Here is a 15,719-nt window from a genome sequence, read left to right as displayed (position 1 = left end):
AGCGATCTCACCGCGCTTCTTCGAATCCTGCCAGCACAGAGGTCAGGTTGGCGCCGAGAATGTCCGAGAGATAGCCGCCTTCCTGCACGAGCACGGTCGGCAGGCCCAGCTTCGCGATGGCCTGGCCGATGCGGCGGAAGCCGGGTGTGGTGACGGCCAATCCCTTGAGCGGATCGTGCTCGGAGGCATCGAGGCCGAGTGCGATGACGAGGGCGCCGGGTGCAAAGGATTCGATCGCCTTGCGCGCGATGTCCAGCGCCTGGAGATAGCCGTCATCGCCGGTGCCGATGGGAAGCGGAATGTTGAGGTTGGTGCCGAGGCCGGGTCCTTCGCCGCGCTCATGGGCATAGCCCCATACGTACGGATAATACGCAACGGGGTCGGCATGGATCGAGATCGTGTAGACGTCGGGCCGGGCATAAAAGATGCCTTGCGTGCCGTTGCCGTGATGGACATCGACGTCGAGGATCACGACGCGCTCATGCTTCTGCCGCAGATGCGCCGCCGCGATCGCGCTGTTGTTGAGAAAGCAGAAGCCGCCGGCCATGTCGCGATAGGCGTGATGGCCGGGCGGACGGCAGAGCGCGTAAGTTGCGTCCTCGCCATCCATCACCATCTGCGCTGCGGTCACCGCAACATCGGTGGCGGCGCAGGCCGCGGCCCACGTGCCCGGGCCGATCGGCGCTGCGGTGTCGGCGGTATGCCAGCCGAGCTTGCCGACGATGTGGGTCGGATAGGTCGCGGCATGGCGCACGGGATGGATATTGCCGATCATCTCCGGGCCGGAATCGCCGAGCGCCGTCCAGGCGTCCCAGGCTTCGCTGAGGAACGACAGGTATTCCGGGCTGTGAATGCGTGCGCGCGGACCGGGCCCGAACTTGGTTGGCTCGACCAGTTGATGCCTGCCGTCCTTCAATCCCCTGAGCAGGCGATCGGCGCGCTCGGGCTGCTCTGTGGTGCGCTTGACGACACCACGCACCAAGAAGAATTGCGGATCGTGGCTGCGGTGCAGCTCGGTATAGACGGCTTTCACTCAACACTCCGTGGTCGCCTGCTACTGGACGTGCCGCAGAGTCTTGATCGCCACGGCCGCCGGATGCAAGCAAGAAAAATGCCGTCCATCGTCGCGCTGCCCTGCGCGGAAAGCAGAGCGCTTGCGAAGCTCAGCAACGCCCACGCTGGAGGCAGTGCTCGCGGCCCTGCTGGTCGGTGCGGAAGGACTCGATGAAGCCACCCTGGCGCTGGGTGACGAAGACGGTCTTGCCGTCGCTGCCGCCGAAGGCAATGTTGGTCGGCTCCTTGGCCTTCAGCGGGATCTCGCGCTCGACCGCGCCGGTCGGCTTCATCAGCGCGATCGTGCCCTTGAGAATGCGCGCGACGTACAGGCGGCCGGCAACGTCGGTGCGCAGGCCGTCGATGGTGTCGGGCTGAAACGCCTTGACGAGTTTTGCAGCCGTCAGCTCGTTGCCGCTGATCGCATAGGACCAGATCTGGCCGCTGCTGGATTCGCCGACATAGAGCGTCTTGCCGTCAGGGCTGAGGTCGATGCCGTTGGTGGTACCCATGGCGCGCGGCGTCGACATCACCTGCCCCCGCACCGTACCGTCCGCTCCCCTGGCGATGCGCCAGATGTGGCCTTCGCGCCCCTTCCAGTTCGGATCGCTCGCATAGATCGTGCCGTCCGGCGCGATCGTGATGTCGTTGGGCTGGCTCATCTCGCCGGAGTGAAACCACACCGCGGGCTTGGTCGCACCCTTGGGGATGGCGAAGATGTTGTGCTTCTTGTAGTCGGCGATGAACATGGTGCCGCTGCGATCGAAACGGATCGCGTTGCCGACGCTGCCTTCGGGGAGCGTCGTGAACAGCTCCGAGGCGGCGCCACCAGCGGGCAATTTGCCGATGGTGCCGGGCTTGCCGAGATTGACGACGAACAGATTGCCGTCGAGATCGGCGGCCGGCCCTTCGATGCCGAAGGTGTATTCGCTGGCGGGCGTCACCTGTGCGCTTTCGAACAGCTTCGTTTCGGCAGCGGCCGGCAGCGTCGTGACCAGCAGGATGCTACTGCACAGGCACCAGAAGTTCCTGCCGGATGTAATAGCCATCGCCGTCGGTGCACTCGCCGTTCAGATAGGGATCGGCTGGCCGGAAGAATCGGCTAAAGCCGGGTCTGTCTACAGCGCTCCTTTGTGTCACGACGACGACGTTTCCAGCCGGTATTTCGCCGCATTCCTTGTTGGCCTTGCTGAAAAACTTCCGCTGCGGCGGGCCTGGCTTGATCCGCATCCGCGTGCCCGGCACCATTTTGGCGACGAACAGGTCCGCGGTATCGAGCAGGCGCGTGTAACCAGGCTCGGTCTTGGGCAGGCTCTCGCCGCCCGGCGGCATCAGCTTCTCGGCGCCTAGGCCGCGCAGGCGCGTCCGCAGCCTGCCGGCGTCGGGATCGCCAGGGTAGATCCAGCCGTCCTGCGCCAGCATGAAGTGCAGCACCGCCCTGTCCTTCTCCGCATCCGATTGCCCCGCGCTCAGGCCGAAATCCGAATGGCAGCCGACGCAATGCTTCTCGACGAGGCCCTTGCGCAAGGTGGTAAGGCGAACGCCGTTCTGCGCGTCTCTGGCGACGAAAGCCGCGAGCTGGTCGATCATCGCCTGGCTGCGCGTATCGCAGGGGAGAGGCGCAGGCGCTTCGCCAGCAGCGCGATCGATCCGGATCACGGTCTTGTTCTTGTCCTCGACCAGCCAGATCGCGCCGTCCTCGGCAACCGTCATGCCGACCGGCGCACCTTGCGGCCGCGCGCCGTTGACGCGGTGCCAGCCGGCGATCAGCTCTTCGAACGGCGCGGCGGCGACCTCGCCGGCGTCGGTCCGGAAACTGCGGGTCGGCTCGGCCGCGCAACTGACGTGATAGCGCACCGGTGCCGCGCTGGGCTTTGGAAAGCCGTGATCGTCGACGTCATAGACCAGCAGCCGGCTGCCGGTCGGCCGATAGCCGTGCAGGCCAACCAAGAGCTTGCCTTCCAGCTCGGGGAATTTCGCGCCGTGGTAATACAACATCGCGAGCGGCGCCCCGTGTGGCGGCAGCAGTGACAACGGCGCCTTGTAGAGCACATTGGCCGAGCAGAACGACTTGTACGTGCCTGATTGCAGCACTAGCCTGAATTCCGGGCTCGGCGTCGACAAATCGTAGCAATAGGGCCAGCCGTAGTGCCTGCCCTGCTCGATCGCGTTGATCTCCTCGTTCGGCTTGAAGATGTCGGGCAGGTCGCGGGCGTTCTCGCCTTGCAGGAAGGCGTAGCCAGCGTCCGGAAACTTCGGGTGCAGCACCAGCGCCATCGAGTTGCGCAGGCCGCGCGCATAGACAATGTGCGGCGGGTCGGGATCGCCAGGTTTCAATGCCGGGAAGACGCCGCCTGCGGGCGGCGTGAACAGCCAGATCGATGCCAGCGCGGACACGCCCTCGGCCGCCGCACAGGGTCTTGTGATCGGCGCAGGCGTGATGCAATCGTCGCTGTGCGAGCCGACATTGACGAACAGCCGGCCGTTCCGGTCGAACACGAACTGCTTGAGCGGATGCGCGCTCTCATCAGTCCTCGTGCCATCGGGCAGCGTGATCCGACGGCCGGGCAAGTGGCGGATGATGGTCTCGACCGTGCTGCGTGGATTGTCCGCGAGCGGGTCGAACCGGAAGATCGTCTCCGCGGTCGAGGCATAAAGCTTTTTGTCCGGGCCGATGACGAGAGCGAACGGATATTCTATCCCCGTCAGCAGCTCCTTGAAGCGTTGCCCCTGCGGGGCACGCGGATCGAGCAGCAGCAGCCGCCCGTCGGTGTGGCCCCAGCCGCCCATATCGGCGACCACCAAAAGGTCGCGGCCGGGCACCTGGACGATCGAGCGCGGAAATTTGAGGCGGTCCCCCTCGCTGGCGACGAGGCCGGCGCAATATCCCGCCTTCATGTCGATCTGGATCCTGGGAAAGGCGAGATCGCCGCTGCCGCAGGCTTCCGCGCCGATCGCGTAGCCGCTCTTTCTGACCGGCTCGGACGAAGCCGGGGCGAAGCCGAGCAGCGCGGCGGCGAAGCCCGCTGCAAGAACGACCGCTGCAGGCAAGCGCAAATTTGGCCGTTCGCGATCGAATGTGAACTGGTTCACCGTGAGCCGCCTTCCCGCGGGCGTTGTTCCATGCCGCCGCGGTGCCGTCCAGTCATCACCCGCCTGTGATTAAACCTGTAACGACCTTGGGTCCGACCAATATCCGTAGATTTCCTTACCGGGCTCGACCCGAATGTTTCGCGAATGCTTGGGGTGGTATCGGTTTGCCGTCCCGATCGCTTTCTACAGGAGGCGCCTATGGTCCAGGTCTATTTTCACTGCTCCAACACCGAGGGCACGCTGATCGACCGCTACGGCGCCGCAGTCGCCAATCTGACCGAGGCGCGCGACCGCGCCGCTCAGATCATGAACTCGATGATCCAGACCCCCGGCGCCGAGGACTGGCGCGACTGGGTGATCCACGTCAGCGGCTCCGACGGCGAGGATCTGTTCGACCTCCCCTTCACCGCCATGCTCGGCAAGCCGCATTGAGGTGATGCCATGTTGCTCGCTTCATTGAGCCTGCTGCGCCAGCCCCTCAGCTTCGTCGCCACCAGATGGCAGACGCTGATCCGCGTCGCAGCCAATCCCTACCGCCCCGAGCTGCACTACATGCGCGGACCCGGCCCGAAATGGCGCGCCAAGTACCAGGCCAGCCGGCTGGATCGCATGCGCTGAGCGCGCGGCCGTAGAAATCGCACTAATCGTCGTCATGGCCGGGCTTGACCCGGCCATTCCACGTTTTGGGGGCTCGGATAGGAAGACGTGGATGCCCGGGACAGCCCGGGCATGACGGTTGGATGAGAAGCATGCCCACCTCACCTCGCGGTAAACTTCGCCTTGCGCTTCTCCACGAACGCATTGCGGCCTTCCATGGCGTCCGCGCTCTTGCGGATCGTGGCCTGAAGCTCGATCTCGCGGCGGAACTGCGCTTCATAGGTCGCATGCTCGCTCTCCTCGACCAGAGCGCGGGTTGCGACCAAAGCGCGCGTCGGTCCTTCGGCGAGGCGGCGCGCCAAACCTAACGCCTCATCCATCAACTTGGCGTCGTCGACGACCTGCCGGACCAGGCCGATCTCCTGGGCGCGTTCCGCCGTCAGCGGCTCATTGAGCAGCATCAGCTCGAGCGCGCGCTGCCGGCCGATCAGCCGCGGCAAGAGCCAGGTCGAGCCGAGATCGGGCACCAGCGCGATGCGGCTGAACACCTGGATGAAGCTCGCCGACCGCGCCGCGACGATGATGTCGCCGGCCATTGCGAGACTGAAGCCGCCGCCGGCCGCGACGCCATTGACGGCAACGACGACAGGCACTCGGCATTCGCGCAAGGCCTTGAAGGCCGGCCAGTAGAAGCGCATCACGCCGGCCGCGATGTCCTCGCCGAGCGCCTCTGAGGCTTTCAAATTCTGTCCTGAGCAAAATCCCCGCCCGGCGCCCGTGAGCACCAGCGCGCGGATGGCCTCGTCCCCCGTCATTTCGCCGACGGCTAGGGCAAGTGCGCCGAGCAGGTCTGGCGTCATCGCGTTGAGGCTGGCCGGCTCGTCGAGCGTCAGGATCCCGACCGCGCCATCCCGCGCCTGTTTCACACCAGCCATGCCGCGCCTCCCTTTCGATGTTCTCGTTGGCGGCAATGTGCCATTGTCCGCGCGCTTCGCCAATCGCAGAGCTTTCAACCTCAGTGCACGACGCAACTGAATCCAGAGATCAAGACGACACCATGCCTCACCAGTTCAGCCTCAACCAGACCGTCCGCAAGCCCGCCGTCACCTCCAAGGGCGGCATCGTCGCCTCGCAATCGCGGCGGGCGGCCGAAGCCGGGGCGCAGGTGCTGGCCGCGGGCGGCGATTGCGTCGACGCGATCGTTGCGACCACGTTTGCCCTCAACGTCCTGGAGCCCTGGAACAGCGGCATCGGCGGCGGCGGTGCGATGGTGCTCTACCGCGCCAAGGAAAATCGCTATGAGGTGATCGACTACGGCATGTGCGCGCCGCAAAGCCTGCGCACGGCCGATTATCCGCTCAGCGGCGAAGGCGCGTCGTCCGACCTGTTTCCCTGGCCAAGGGTGAAGGACGATCGCAACATCCACGGCCCCGGCTCGATCGCCGTACCCGGTGTCGTCGCCGGAATGGAAGAGGCGCACCGCCGCTACGCCAAGATGCCGTGGAAGGATCTGGTCACGCCGGCAGCTCGGCTTGCCGGCGAAGGCCTGCTGGTCGATTGGTGGACGACGGTGACGATCGCGGGCTCGGCCGCCGATCTCAGACGCTACCACGCGAGCGCGGCCGCGTATCTGAAGGACGGCCTGCCGCCGACCGCGCCGTGGGGCATCAAGGCTGAGACGCGGCTGCCGCAGGATGCCCTGAAGGCGACGCTGTCACATCTTGCGGACGCGGGCGCGCGTGATTTCTATCAGGGCGATCTCGCCAGGAGCATTGCTTCCGACATCAAGGCCGACGGCGGCTCGCTGTCGGTGGAGGATCTCGCAGCCTTCCGCGCCCATCTGCGCGAGCCGCTGGCGATTCCCTATCGCGAAGGCGAGGTGTTCGCGACCCCCGAGCTCACCGCAGGGCCGACGATGGCGCATGCGCTACGGCTGTTGCAGCAGAGCTTGACGCCGGCAGACGCGCCGGATGCCGCCGCCTATGTCGAATATGCGCTCGCCCTGCAGGCCGCCTTCCGTGAGCGTCTCAAGGATATGGGCGATGCCGACGGCAAGCGCTCGCTCGGCGCCGAATATCTCGCGCCGGCCTGCACCACGCATTTCTCGGTGGTCGATCGTCACGGCAACATCGCGGCGGTGACGCAGACGCTGCTCTCGTCGTTCGGTTCGCGATACGTGACACCGCACACCGGCATCACCATGAACAACGGCATCATGTGGTTCGATCCGACGCCTGGTACCACGAACTCGCTCGCACCGGGCAAGCGCTGCCTCTGCAATTACACGCCCGTCATCGCCGAGACGAAGGATGGCAAGCGCCTCGCAATCGGCGCCTCCGGCGGACGCCGCATCCTGCCGTCGGTGATGCAGCTCGTATCCTTCGCGATGGATTACGGCATGGACCTCGACGCCGCCATTCACCAGCCGCGCATCGACGCCAGCGAAGGCGCGGTGGTGATCGGCGATGCGCGGCTGCCGGCGGAGGTGCGCAATGCCCTGGCCGCGCGCTTCGACTATGAAGAGAGCCGGGTGCAGGCGCTGCCGCAGAAATTCGCCTGTCCGAGCGTCGTGATGCGCGAGGGCGAGCTCAATTCCGGCGCGGTCGAGATTTTCCAACCCTGGGCCGATGCGGTGGCGGAGGCTTGACTTCGCTCGACATGCCAGCGCGCGTTGAGCGCCAGCGTAATTACGTATCCAGGCGAGCGTCACGACTCCTCCACATTCGCAGGGAACTTACTCTCCCACCGTTCGTTCACTGAACGGACAAATGCGCTCGCCCCCACCGGAGGACATCATGAAGAAACTTGCGCTCGCCGCCTCGCTGATCATTGCGGCCGGCTTCACACCCGCACTGGCGAAGGGTGGGCACGGACATGGACATGGTCATGGCCACAAGATGGGCCATCATCACCATGGCAAGTCGTTCGGCTGGTACCACGGTCGCAAGGTCGGCTGGCGCGGTCACGCGTGCCCGCCCGGACTTTGGAAGCAGGGTCGCTGCTAAAGCCGATCTAAGATTCGAGCAAGGCGTCGCTCCTCACCGAGCTGCGCCTTCTTCATATGCCGAGCCGGTCCCGCACCCGGCCCGCGATCACGGCGGTGGTCACGCCGACCGGCCAGAACGCGTGCATCGGGATCGGCTTGATGCCCGTGATGGGCATGTCGATCTCGGCCTTGGTGCCGCCGATCAGGCGGCGGGCGAGCTGCGCGCCCATCGCAGTCGAAAGCGCGACACCGCGGCCATTGCAGCCGAGCGAGATCAAAACGCTCTCGGCGGGTTCGTGCACATGCGGATAATGGTCCGCGGTGATGGCGAGCCGGCTGTTCCAGCCGTGGGTCCAGGCAACGCCCTTGAGCTGCGGCCAGAGTCGCTCCGCATAACGCATGAGATAGGCGACGTCATGCGGCGACCTGATCCAGCGCATCGGGCCGCGCCCGCCCATCAACAGACGGTTCTGCTGATCGATGCGATAGTAGACCGTGATATGGCCGCTCTCGTAGAGCACCGGACGCGTCGGCATGATCGAACGGGAGACTGCGTCGGAAAGCGGCGCGGTGGCGGCGATCGAGGAAAACACCGGCACGATGGTGCGTCGGAGGGCCGGCCAGAGATCGTCGGTGAAGCCGTTGGTGGCGAGCAGGACCTTGTCGGCATGAACCACCGCCCGCGGCGTCTCGATGCGCCAGCGCGTTCCCTCGCGGCGTAGCGACAATGCCGGTGTCCCGCCATGAACCTTCGCGCCCGCCGACATCGCGGCGCGGGCAAGACCACGGGCGTAGCTGAGAGGATGCAGATCGCCGCCGCGCGCATCCAACATCGCGCCGATGTAACGATCGGTGCCGGTCATGTCGCGGAGCTGCTCGCGGTTCAGATAAGTCACCGGCATGCCGCGGCGGATGCATTGCTGCGCGGTCTTCTCGATCGCAGCGGCGCTGCTCTCATTGTAAGCTGCGCGCAACGTGCCGTTCTGCCGCGCTTCGCACGGGATCTGGTAGCGGCGGATCAGATCGTGTGTGAAGTTGGTCGTGCCGTAGGCGAACGCGATCATGCGGCGGCCGAGCTCGGTGCCGAAATCGGCCTCGATCTTGTCAGGGTCGTGCTTCAGGCCGGGATTGGTGTGGCCGCCATTGTTACCCGACGCGCCCCAGCCCGGCTCCTGCGCCTCCAGCACCAGCGCCTCGACGCCCTGTTCGGCCAGATGCAGCGCGGTGGAAAGGCCGGTGTAGCCGCCGCCGACGATTGCGACCGAGACGCTCTTGTCGACATCGAGGGGCGGCGTGGCAACCGGCGCCACGGCGGTATCGGCATAGAGCGAGGGCGGCAGAGGCAGGCGCGTCATGTCGAAACCGGTCAGAGCGGATGCAGCACGCGGCGCAGGAAGTCCTGCGTCCGCGCGTGCTGCGGTTGATTGAGCACCGATTTCGCCGGCCCCTGCTCGACGATGACGCCGCCATCGATGAACAGAACACGATCGGCGACGTCGCGCGCAAAGCCCATCTCGTGGGTGACGACGACCATGGTCATGCCGTCGTCGGCGAGCTTGCGCATGACGCCGAGGACGTCGCCGACCAGCTCGGGGTCGAGCGCCGAGGTCGGCTCGTCGAACAGGATCGCCTTGGGCTGCATGGCGAGCGCCCGCGCGATGGCGACGCGCTGCTGCTGCCCGCCGGAGAGCTGCGGCGGATGCGCATCGGCCTTTTCCGCAAGCCCGACCTGAGCGAGCAGCGCGCGGCCGCGCTCGAGCACCTGGGCGCGCGGCTCCTTCTTCACGAAGAGCGGCCCCTCGATCACGTTCTCCAGCGCTGTCCGATGCGGGAACAGGTTGAAGCGCTGGAACACCATCGAGACCTGGGTGCGGATGTTCACGATCGAGGGCGCGTCGCGATCGACTCTCAAGCCTTCGACGCTGATCTCGCCGCGGTCGTAGCTTTCGAGGCCGTTGATACAGCGCAGGATGGTCGACTTGCCGGAGCCGGAGGGGCCGATGATGCAGACCACCTCACCCTTCTCGACGCTCGCCGTGATGCCCTTGAGCACCTCGACCTTGCCAAAGCTCTTGTGGACGTCGCTCAGCTCGATCATCGCTTGCCGGCCCGCTTCTCGAAGTGACGGACCAAGAGGATCAGCGGAATGCTCATGGTGAGGTACATCAGGGCGACCAGCGTGAACACGCTGGTGTTCTTGAACGTCGAGGACGCGATCAGCTTGCCCTGCAGCGCGAGCTCGGCGACCGTGATGGTCGAGGCTTGCGAGGAATCCTTCAGCATCATGATCATGACGTTGCCGTAGGGCGGCAGCACGATGCGCACGGCCTGCGGCAGCACCACGCGGCGCATGGTGAGCCACCAGCCCATGCCGATCGACTGCGCCGCCTCGATCTGCCCCTTGTCGATCGCCTCGATGCCGGCGCGGAAGTTTTCGGCCTGGTAGGCCGAATAGGCGATGCCGAGCCCGAGGATCGCGGCCTGCAACGCGCTGAGCGTAACGCCGAGATCGGGCATCACGAAGTAGAGGTAGAACAACAGCACGATGATCGGGATGCCGCGGATCACGTTGATCAGGCTGGCGCTGAGCATCGACAGCGCTTTGATGCCGGAGACCCGCATCATCGCCCAGACCAGGCCGAGCACCGTCGACAGCAACAGCGAGCCGATCGTGACGATGATCGTCAGCGCGACGCCGTTCAGCAGGATCGGGAAGAACTCGACGGCGTCGCGCCAGAAGCCTTTCATCGGGCAGCCTTCGATCAGCTTCTATCGATCAACCTTGCGCTTTCAGGCCCCATTTATCGAGGATCTTGTCGATGGTGCCGTTGGCTTTCAGCTTCGCCAGCGAAGCGTTGATCTTGCCGAGCAGTGCGCTCTCGCCCTTGCGCACGCCGATGCCGACCGAGCCGACCGTGACCGGCTTGTAGCCGTCGACCAGGCGCACCTCGGGGAAGCCGCCCTGCTTCAGATTGTAGGCGAGGATCGGATAGTCGGCGTAGCCGGCCTTGAGGCGGCCGGTGTTCACGTCGCGCAGGATGTCCGGGATGGTGTCGTAAGCCTTCACGTCGGAGAACAGGCCGGTCTTCTTCAGCGCGTCGACGAAGGCGGTGCCGACTTGCGCCCCCACCGTCTGGCCCTTCAGATCCTCCTGCGTGGCGTAAGTCTTGGTGTCGGTCTTCGGCACCACAAGGCCCTCGCCGTAGCTGTAGATCGGGTCGGAGAAGTCGATGACCTCCTTGCGCGGCGGCGTGATGAACATCGCTGCCGCAATGATGTCGATCTTGCTCGAAGTCAGCGAGGGGATCAGCGCCGAGAACGCCATCGGCTCGATCTGCACGTTGAAGCCGGCATCCTTGCCGACCTCGGTGATGAGATCGACCATGATGCCCTGGATGGTGTTGGTCTTGGTGTCGAGGAAGGTGAAGGGAATGCCCGTCGGCGTCGAGCCGACCTTCAGCACCTGTTGCGCCGCTGCCGGCACCGCTGTGGCAATGGCGAGCGCCGCAACTGCGGCCTGAACAAAACGCTTCATCGCATCCCCCTTTTGGGCCTGGTCGGCGGCGGCGCGCGCATGTCGCGATCAAACGTTGCGGGCCGGCCCGTTTCAGCCTATTTTCACCAATATGAAAATTTGGTCACACTTTCGCGGGTGATGCAAGCGGTTTTCATGCACATGAAGAAAGCGGTTTGACGTGAGCGGTGGCAAAAGAATGCGCAAACCGGCCGCCGCAAAGCCGGCCAGGAACAGGCCGGCCAAGGTGAAAGCCAAAGCCGCTGCCAAACCGGCCGAGCCGGCGATGGACGTCGCGGTCGGCCGCCGCATCCGGGATCTCAGGCGAGTCAGGCAGTTCTCGCTGGAGACGGTCGCCGCGCGCACGGAGCTGTCGATCGGCTTCCTCAGCCAGATCGAGCGCGGGCTGTCGTCGCCGTCGCTGCGGGTGCTGGCGACGCTCGCCGACGTGCTCGGCGTCGGCATCGCCGCGCTGTTCGGCGCGAGCCCGAGCGCCGACGGCGCATCGGATCAGGTGGTGACGCGCGGAGTGCAGCGGCCCGAATTGAAGCTGTGGCGCACGGGCGTGTCCAAGCAATTGCTGAGCCCGGCGAGCAGCGACAACAAGCTCAATCTGTTCCTGGTGCATCTTGAGCCCGGCGGCTCCACCGGCGATGAGCTCTACACCCACGACGGCGAAGAGGCCGGGCTCGTGCTCGAAGGCGAGATGATGCTGACGGTGGACAGCCAGACGTGGTCGCTGAAGACGGGCGACAGTTTTCGTTTCGCGAGCCGACGGCCGCACCGGTTTTCCAATCCGGCGCGGGATGCGAAGGCCGTGGTGCTGTGGGTGAATTGCGTGACGGGGGCGGGGTAGCTGCTTTCAACGCACGCCGCGGGTGGAAGAAATCCGCGGCGTCTCCACGCCGTCATTGCGAGTGCAGCAAAGCAATCCAGAGTCTCACCGCGGAGACAGCCTGGATTGCTTCGTCGCAAGGGCTCCTCGCAATGACGAGGGGATAGAGCCTTAGCCAAACCGGTGCTTGTACCGCTCCACCGACAACGCACTGACGTCGATGTCCGGCTTCTTGCCCGACAGCATGTCAGCGAGCACGCGGCCCGAGCCGCACGACATGGTCCAGCCGAGCGTGCCGTGGCCGGTGTTGAGGTGGAGGTTGGCGTAGTGGGTCCGGCCGATCACGGGCGGGCCGTCCGGCGTCATCGGGCGCAGGCCGCTCCAGAACGTCGCCTTGGACAGGTCGCCGCCGCGCGGGAACAGGTCGGTCAGCGAATGATCGAGCGTGGCGCGGCGTGCGTCGTAGAGCTTGTCCGAATAGCCGGAGATTTCGGCGGTGCCGCCGACGCGGATGCGATTGCCGAGGCGGGTGATCGCGACCTTGTAGCTCTCGTCCATCACGGTGGATTCCGGCGCGCCGGAGGCGTCCTTGATCGGCACCGTGATCGAATAGCCCTTCACCGGATAGACCGGCAGCGAAATACCGAGCGGCGCCAGGAGCCGCGACGACCAGCTGCCGAGCGCGAGCACGTAAGCGTCCGCCTGCAGCAGGCCGGCGCTGGTGGCGACACCGCTGACGCGCGCGCCATCGGTGACGATACGGTCGATCGAGGTGTTGAACAGGAAGCGCACGCCGAGCGCCTGGGCGTGCCTCGCCAGCGCCTGCGTGAACATGTGGCAGTCACCGGTCTCGTCCTGCGGCAGGCGGAGCCCGCCGACGAACTTCTCCTTCACGCCGGCAAGTGCCGGCTCGACCGCAATGCAGCCCTCGCGGTTCAGCACTTCGAAGGGAACGCCGTATTGCTTGAGCACGGCGATGTCTTCGGCCGTGCCGTCGAGCTGGGCCTGGTAGCGAAACAGCTGCAGCGTGCCCTGCGAGCGCTCGTCATACTGAATGCCGATGTCGCGGCGCAGATCACGCAAGGCATCGCGGCTGTATTCCGCGATCGGGATCATCCGGCTCTTGTTAACTGCGTAGCGCGCGCTGGTGCAGTTGCGCAGCATCTTGAGCAGCCAGACCCACATGACCGGATCGAGCTTCGGCCGGATCACCAGCGGGCCGTGCTTCATCAACAGCCACTTGATCGCCTTGACCGGCACGCCGGGGCCGGCCCAGGGCGAGGAATAGCCGGGCGACACCTCGCCGGCATTGGCGAAGGAGGTCTCCAGTGCCGGCTCCGGCTGGCGGTCGACGACCGTCACCTCATGGCCGGCACGCGCGAGGTAGTAGGCAGAGGTGACACCGATGACACCGCTGCCGAGGATCAGAACTTTCACGCTTCGTCAAACTCCCGCGGCGCTCGCCGCTGCAAGGACACAACTCGCTAGCGGCGAGAGCAATTATCAGGCCACCTTCTTGATGGCGTCGCCGAGGATCGACATCATCTGGTCGATGTGGCTCTTCTCGACGATGAGCGGGGGCGACATCGCGACGGAATCGCCACCGGTGCGCAGATAGAGGCCGTTGTTGAAGCATTCGACCAGCATGTCGTAGCCGCGCGCGCCGACCACGCCGCCACGCGGCGCGAGTTCGACCGCGCCCATCAGGCCGCAATTGCGGATGTCGACGACGTTCGGCAGACCTTTGAGCGAATGCAGCGCATCGCGCCAGTATTCGGCGAGCGAGCTACCACGCGTGAGCAGGCCTTCGTCCTTGTAGATGTCAAGGGTCGCGATGCCCGCGGCGCAGGCGACCGGATGCGCCGAATAGGTGTAGCCGTGGAACAGCTCGATCTGGTTCTCCGGGCCGGTCATCATGCCGTCGTGCACCTTGCGGCTGGCGAACACGGCGCCGCAGGGCACGGTGCCGTTGGTGATGCCCTTGGCCGTGGTCATCAGGTCCGGCGTGACGCCAAAGAAGTTGGCGGCGAACGGCGTGCCGAGGCGGCCAAAGCCGGTGATGACCTCGTCGAAGATCAGGAGGATGCCGTGCTTGTCGCAGATCTCGCGCAGGCGCTGCAGATATCCCTTCGGCGGCGGCAACACCGCGGTCGAGCCCGGCACCGGCTCGACGATGACGGCGGCGATCGTTTCCGCGCCGTGCAGGGCGACCAGACGCTCGAGATCGTCGGCGAGCTCGGCGCCGTGCTCGGGCAGGTCCTTGGCGAAGGCGTTGCGGGTGAGATCATGGGTGTGGCGGATGTGGTCGACGCCTGGCAGCAGGGTGGTGAAGGCGCGGCGGTTGGCGACCATGCCGCCGACCGAGGTGCCGCCGAAGCCGACGCCGTGATAGCCGCGCTCGCGACCAATCAGTCGGGTGCGGCTGGCCTGGCCGTTGGCGCGGTGATAGGCCAGCGCGATCTTCAGCGCGGTGTCGACCGACTCGGAGCCGGAATTGGTGAAGAAGACGCGGTCGAGGCCCTTTGGGGCGATCTCGGCGAGACGCTCGGCGAAGTCGAATGCCAGCGGATGGCCCATCTGGAACGACGGCGCGAAGTCCAGCGTCATCAGCTGGCGCTCGACGGCGGCGGCGATCTGCTTGCGGCCGTGGCCGGCATTGACGCACCAGAGCCCGGCGGAGCCGTCGATCACCTGGCGGCCATCGACGCTGGTGTAGTACATGCCCTCGGCCGAGGAGAACAGGCGCGGCGACTTCTTGAACTGCCGATTGGCCGTGAACGGCATCCAGTACGAATCGGTCTTGATGGTGTTCGGAATCTGATGAAGGGTCACGGCCGCGCTCCTGTGCTGACCCCATAGCTGAGCCATGGCTTGGATGGCGCAACAAGTCCTTTTCTGGTGACCTGCAAGCCATTGATTTAACTGGGGCTGCCGGTCCATATTTGCGCGATCCGCAACACCTGCAACACGGGACCCAGGGCAAGGACCAGAACATGAGCGTCGACATCGGTGGACGGCTGCGATTCATCCGGGCGCGCCACAAGCTGTCGCAGCGCGAGCTGGCCAAGCGCGCCGGCGTCACCAATTCGACGATCTCGCTGATCGAATCCAACCAGATGAACCCTTCGGTCGGCGCGCTCAAGCGCATACTCGACGGCATCCCGATGGGGCTCGCGGAATTCTTCGCGCTGGAGCCGGAGTCCAGGCGCAAGATCTTCTACCGCGCCGAGGAGCTCACCGAAGTCGGCAAGAAGCCGATCTCATACCGGCAGGTCGGCGACAATCTGTTCGGCCGCAGCCTGCAGATCCTGAAGGAGCGCTACGAGCCCGGCAGCGACACCGGGCGCGTGCATCTCGTCCATGACGGCGAGGAAGGCGGCATCGTGATTTCGGGCAAGCTCGAGGTCACCGTCGAGGACGAGCGCCGCATCCTCAATCCCGGCGATGCCTATTATTTCGAGAGCCGCCGCCCGCATCGCTTCCGCTGCGTCGGCGGCAAACCGTGCGAGGTGATCTCGGCCTGCACGCCGCCGACGTTCTGACGGTCCCTCCGCAATCGTACGGAGGCGAGGATCTAGCGGATATTGAGCCACCGCAATTTCCGCGAACCGCAGCTTGATATGTTGGGAGCCGTAGCCGAG

The 15,719-nt window shown here is 65.5% G+C and carries 17 protein-coding genes; 6 read left to right on the top strand and 11 right to left on the bottom strand.

Going from position 1 to position 15,719, the window contains the following annotated elements:
• Positions 1-7: 7 nt before the first annotated feature.
• The 3 genes from I6F37_RS29780 to I6F37_RS29770 all read right to left on the bottom strand — a co-directional run bounded on the left by I6F37_RS29780 (position 8) and on the right by I6F37_RS29770 (position 4,146).
• Positions 8-1,033 (bottom strand): histone deacetylase family protein, encoded by a 1,026-nt coding sequence (locus I6F37_RS29780; protein ID WP_225147766.1) that lies wholly within the window; start codon positions 1,031-1,033, stop codon positions 8-10.
• 130 nt (positions 1,034-1,163) lie between these two features.
• Entirely contained in the window at positions 1,164-2,102 is a 939-nt protein-coding gene (locus I6F37_RS29775; RefSeq protein WP_036035942.1) for an SMP-30/gluconolactonase/LRE family protein, read from the bottom strand.
• Entirely contained in the window at positions 2,059-4,146 is a 2,088-nt protein-coding gene (locus I6F37_RS29770) for a sorbosone dehydrogenase family protein (RefSeq protein ID WP_225153490.1), read from the bottom strand. Before I6F37_RS29770 ends, I6F37_RS29775 begins: the two co-directional genes overlap by 44 nt.
• A 198-nt stretch (positions 4,147-4,344) precedes the next feature.
• Here I6F37_RS29770 and I6F37_RS29765 point away from each other — a divergent pair, with 198 nt between their 5' ends.
• Positions 4,345-4,578 (top strand): hypothetical protein, encoded by a 234-nt coding sequence (locus I6F37_RS29765; protein WP_036011788.1) that lies wholly within the window; start codon positions 4,345-4,347, stop codon positions 4,576-4,578.
• 9 nt (positions 4,579-4,587) lie between these two features.
• A complete protein-coding gene (locus tag I6F37_RS29760) occupies positions 4,588-4,764 on the top strand; it encodes a hypothetical protein (RefSeq protein ID WP_172788150.1) in 177 nt (58 codons plus the stop codon).
• A 140-nt stretch (positions 4,765-4,904) separates the two neighbouring features.
• Here the strand turns inward: I6F37_RS29760 and I6F37_RS29755 are convergent, their stop codons facing one another.
• Positions 4,905-5,678: an enoyl-CoA hydratase-related protein gene (locus I6F37_RS29755; RefSeq protein ID WP_225153488.1), complete on the bottom strand. Its 774-nt coding sequence runs from the start codon at positions 5,676-5,678 to the stop codon at positions 4,905-4,907.
• 122 nt (positions 5,679-5,800) lie between these two features.
• Here I6F37_RS29755 and I6F37_RS29750 point away from each other — a divergent pair, with 122 nt between their 5' ends.
• Both I6F37_RS29750 and I6F37_RS29745 read left to right on the top strand, forming a co-directional pair.
• The gene (locus I6F37_RS29750; protein ID WP_225153486.1) at positions 5,801-7,390 is read left to right on the top strand and encodes a gamma-glutamyltransferase family protein; all 1,590 of its coding nucleotides are present in this window, start codon (positions 5,801-5,803) and stop codon (positions 7,388-7,390) included.
• Positions 7,391-7,538: 148 nt separating this feature from the next.
• The gene (locus tag I6F37_RS29745; protein WP_225153485.1) at positions 7,539-7,748 is read left to right on the top strand and encodes a hypothetical protein; all 210 of its coding nucleotides are present in this window, start codon (positions 7,539-7,541) and stop codon (positions 7,746-7,748) included.
• Between the two features lie 52 nt (positions 7,749-7,800).
• Here the strand turns inward: I6F37_RS29745 and I6F37_RS29740 are convergent, their stop codons facing one another.
• The 5 genes from I6F37_RS29740 to I6F37_RS29720 all read right to left on the bottom strand — a co-directional run bounded on the left by I6F37_RS29740 (position 7,801) and on the right by I6F37_RS29720 (position 11,555).
• Entirely contained in the window at positions 7,801-9,084 is a 1,284-nt protein-coding gene (locus I6F37_RS29740; RefSeq protein WP_225153483.1) for an FAD-binding oxidoreductase, read from the bottom strand.
• 11 nt (positions 9,085-9,095) lie between these two features.
• Positions 9,096-9,827: an amino acid ABC transporter ATP-binding protein gene (locus I6F37_RS29735; protein WP_036011798.1), complete on the bottom strand. Its 732-nt coding sequence runs from the start codon at positions 9,825-9,827 to the stop codon at positions 9,096-9,098.
• Entirely contained in the window at positions 9,824-10,477 is a 654-nt protein-coding gene (locus I6F37_RS29730; protein ID WP_024341720.1) for an amino acid ABC transporter permease, read from the bottom strand. The genes I6F37_RS29735 and I6F37_RS29730 overlap by 4 nt, the downstream gene beginning before the upstream one ends.
• A gap of 28 nt (positions 10,478-10,505) precedes the next feature.
• Positions 10,506-11,264: an ABC transporter substrate-binding protein gene (locus I6F37_RS29725; protein ID WP_225153481.1), complete on the bottom strand. Its 759-nt coding sequence runs from the start codon at positions 11,262-11,264 to the stop codon at positions 10,506-10,508.
• Between the two features lie 72 nt (positions 11,265-11,336).
• On the bottom strand, positions 11,337-11,555 hold the full coding sequence (locus I6F37_RS29720) for a hypothetical protein (protein ID WP_225153480.1): 219 nt from the start codon (positions 11,553-11,555) through the stop codon (positions 11,337-11,339).
• Between I6F37_RS29720 and I6F37_RS29715 the strand changes: the two genes are divergently transcribed.
• The gene (locus I6F37_RS29715; protein WP_225153478.1) at positions 11,530-12,099 is read left to right on the top strand and encodes a helix-turn-helix domain-containing protein; all 570 of its coding nucleotides are present in this window, start codon (positions 11,530-11,532) and stop codon (positions 12,097-12,099) included. The genes I6F37_RS29720 and I6F37_RS29715 overlap by 26 nt on opposite strands.
• A gap of 150 nt (positions 12,100-12,249) precedes the next feature.
• Here I6F37_RS29715 and I6F37_RS29710 read toward each other — a convergent pair whose 3' ends face one another.
• Both I6F37_RS29710 and I6F37_RS29705 read right to left on the bottom strand, forming a co-directional pair.
• The gene (locus I6F37_RS29710) at positions 12,250-13,515 is read right to left on the bottom strand and encodes a D-amino acid dehydrogenase (protein ID WP_036011809.1); all 1,266 of its coding nucleotides are present in this window, start codon (positions 13,513-13,515) and stop codon (positions 12,250-12,252) included.
• Positions 13,516-13,581: 66 nt separating this feature from the next.
• On the bottom strand, positions 13,582-14,910 hold the full coding sequence (locus I6F37_RS29705; RefSeq protein ID WP_036011812.1) for an aspartate aminotransferase family protein: 1,329 nt from the start codon (positions 14,908-14,910) through the stop codon (positions 13,582-13,584).
• Positions 14,911-15,071: 161 nt separating this feature from the next.
• On the opposite strand from I6F37_RS29705, the gene I6F37_RS29700 reads away from it, so the two are divergent.
• On the top strand, positions 15,072-15,620 hold the full coding sequence (locus I6F37_RS29700) for a cupin domain-containing protein (RefSeq protein ID WP_018646206.1): 549 nt from the start codon (positions 15,072-15,074) through the stop codon (positions 15,618-15,620).
• Positions 15,621-15,719: the final 99 nt, after the last annotated feature.

Origin of the sequence: Bradyrhizobium sp. NBAIM08 (assembly GCF_020193935.1) — a bacterium.
Lineage (GTDB): Bacteria > Pseudomonadota > Alphaproteobacteria > Rhizobiales > Xanthobacteraceae > Bradyrhizobium > Bradyrhizobium yuanmingense.
This window is presented reverse-complemented; position numbering and strand designations above follow the sequence as displayed.

What these genes read in the sequence shown, in the direction of transcription:
- I6F37_RS29775 (WP_036035942.1), bottom strand. Translation starts at nt 2,102, where the DNA reads ATGGCTATTACATCCGGCAGGAACTTCTGGTGCCTGTGCAGTAGCATC.
- I6F37_RS29765 (WP_036011788.1), top strand. Translation starts at nt 4,345, where the DNA reads ATGGTCCAGGTCTATTTTCACTGCTCCAACACCGAGGGCACGCTGATC.
- I6F37_RS29760 (WP_172788150.1), top strand. Translation starts at nt 4,588, where the DNA reads ATGTTGCTCGCTTCATTGAGCCTGCTGCGCCAGCCCCTCAGCTTCGTC.
- I6F37_RS29755 (WP_225153488.1), bottom strand. Translation starts at nt 5,678, where the DNA reads ATGGCTGGTGTGAAACAGGCGCGGGATGGCGCGGTCGGGATCCTGACG.
- I6F37_RS29750 (WP_225153486.1), top strand. Translation starts at nt 5,801, where the DNA reads ATGCCTCACCAGTTCAGCCTCAACCAGACCGTCCGCAAGCCCGCCGTC.
- I6F37_RS29745 (WP_225153485.1), top strand. Translation starts at nt 7,539, where the DNA reads ATGAAGAAACTTGCGCTCGCCGCCTCGCTGATCATTGCGGCCGGCTTC.
- I6F37_RS29740 (WP_225153483.1), bottom strand. Translation starts at nt 9,084, where the DNA reads ATGACGCGCCTGCCTCTGCCGCCCTCGCTCTATGCCGATACCGCCGTG.
- I6F37_RS29735 (WP_036011798.1), bottom strand. Translation starts at nt 9,827, where the DNA reads ATGATCGAGCTGAGCGACGTCCACAAGAGCTTTGGCAAGGTCGAGGTG.
- I6F37_RS29730 (WP_024341720.1), bottom strand. Translation starts at nt 10,477, where the DNA reads ATGAAAGGCTTCTGGCGCGACGCCGTCGAGTTCTTCCCGATCCTGCTG.
- I6F37_RS29725 (WP_225153481.1), bottom strand. Translation starts at nt 11,264, where the DNA reads ATGAAGCGTTTTGTTCAGGCCGCAGTTGCGGCGCTCGCCATTGCCACA.
- I6F37_RS29715 (WP_225153478.1), top strand. Translation starts at nt 11,530, where the DNA reads ATGGACGTCGCGGTCGGCCGCCGCATCCGGGATCTCAGGCGAGTCAGG.
- I6F37_RS29720 (WP_225153480.1), bottom strand. Translation starts at nt 11,555, where the DNA reads ATGCGGCGGCCGACCGCGACGTCCATCGCCGGCTCGGCCGGTTTGGCA.
- I6F37_RS29700 (WP_018646206.1), top strand. Translation starts at nt 15,072, where the DNA reads ATGAGCGTCGACATCGGTGGACGGCTGCGATTCATCCGGGCGCGCCAC.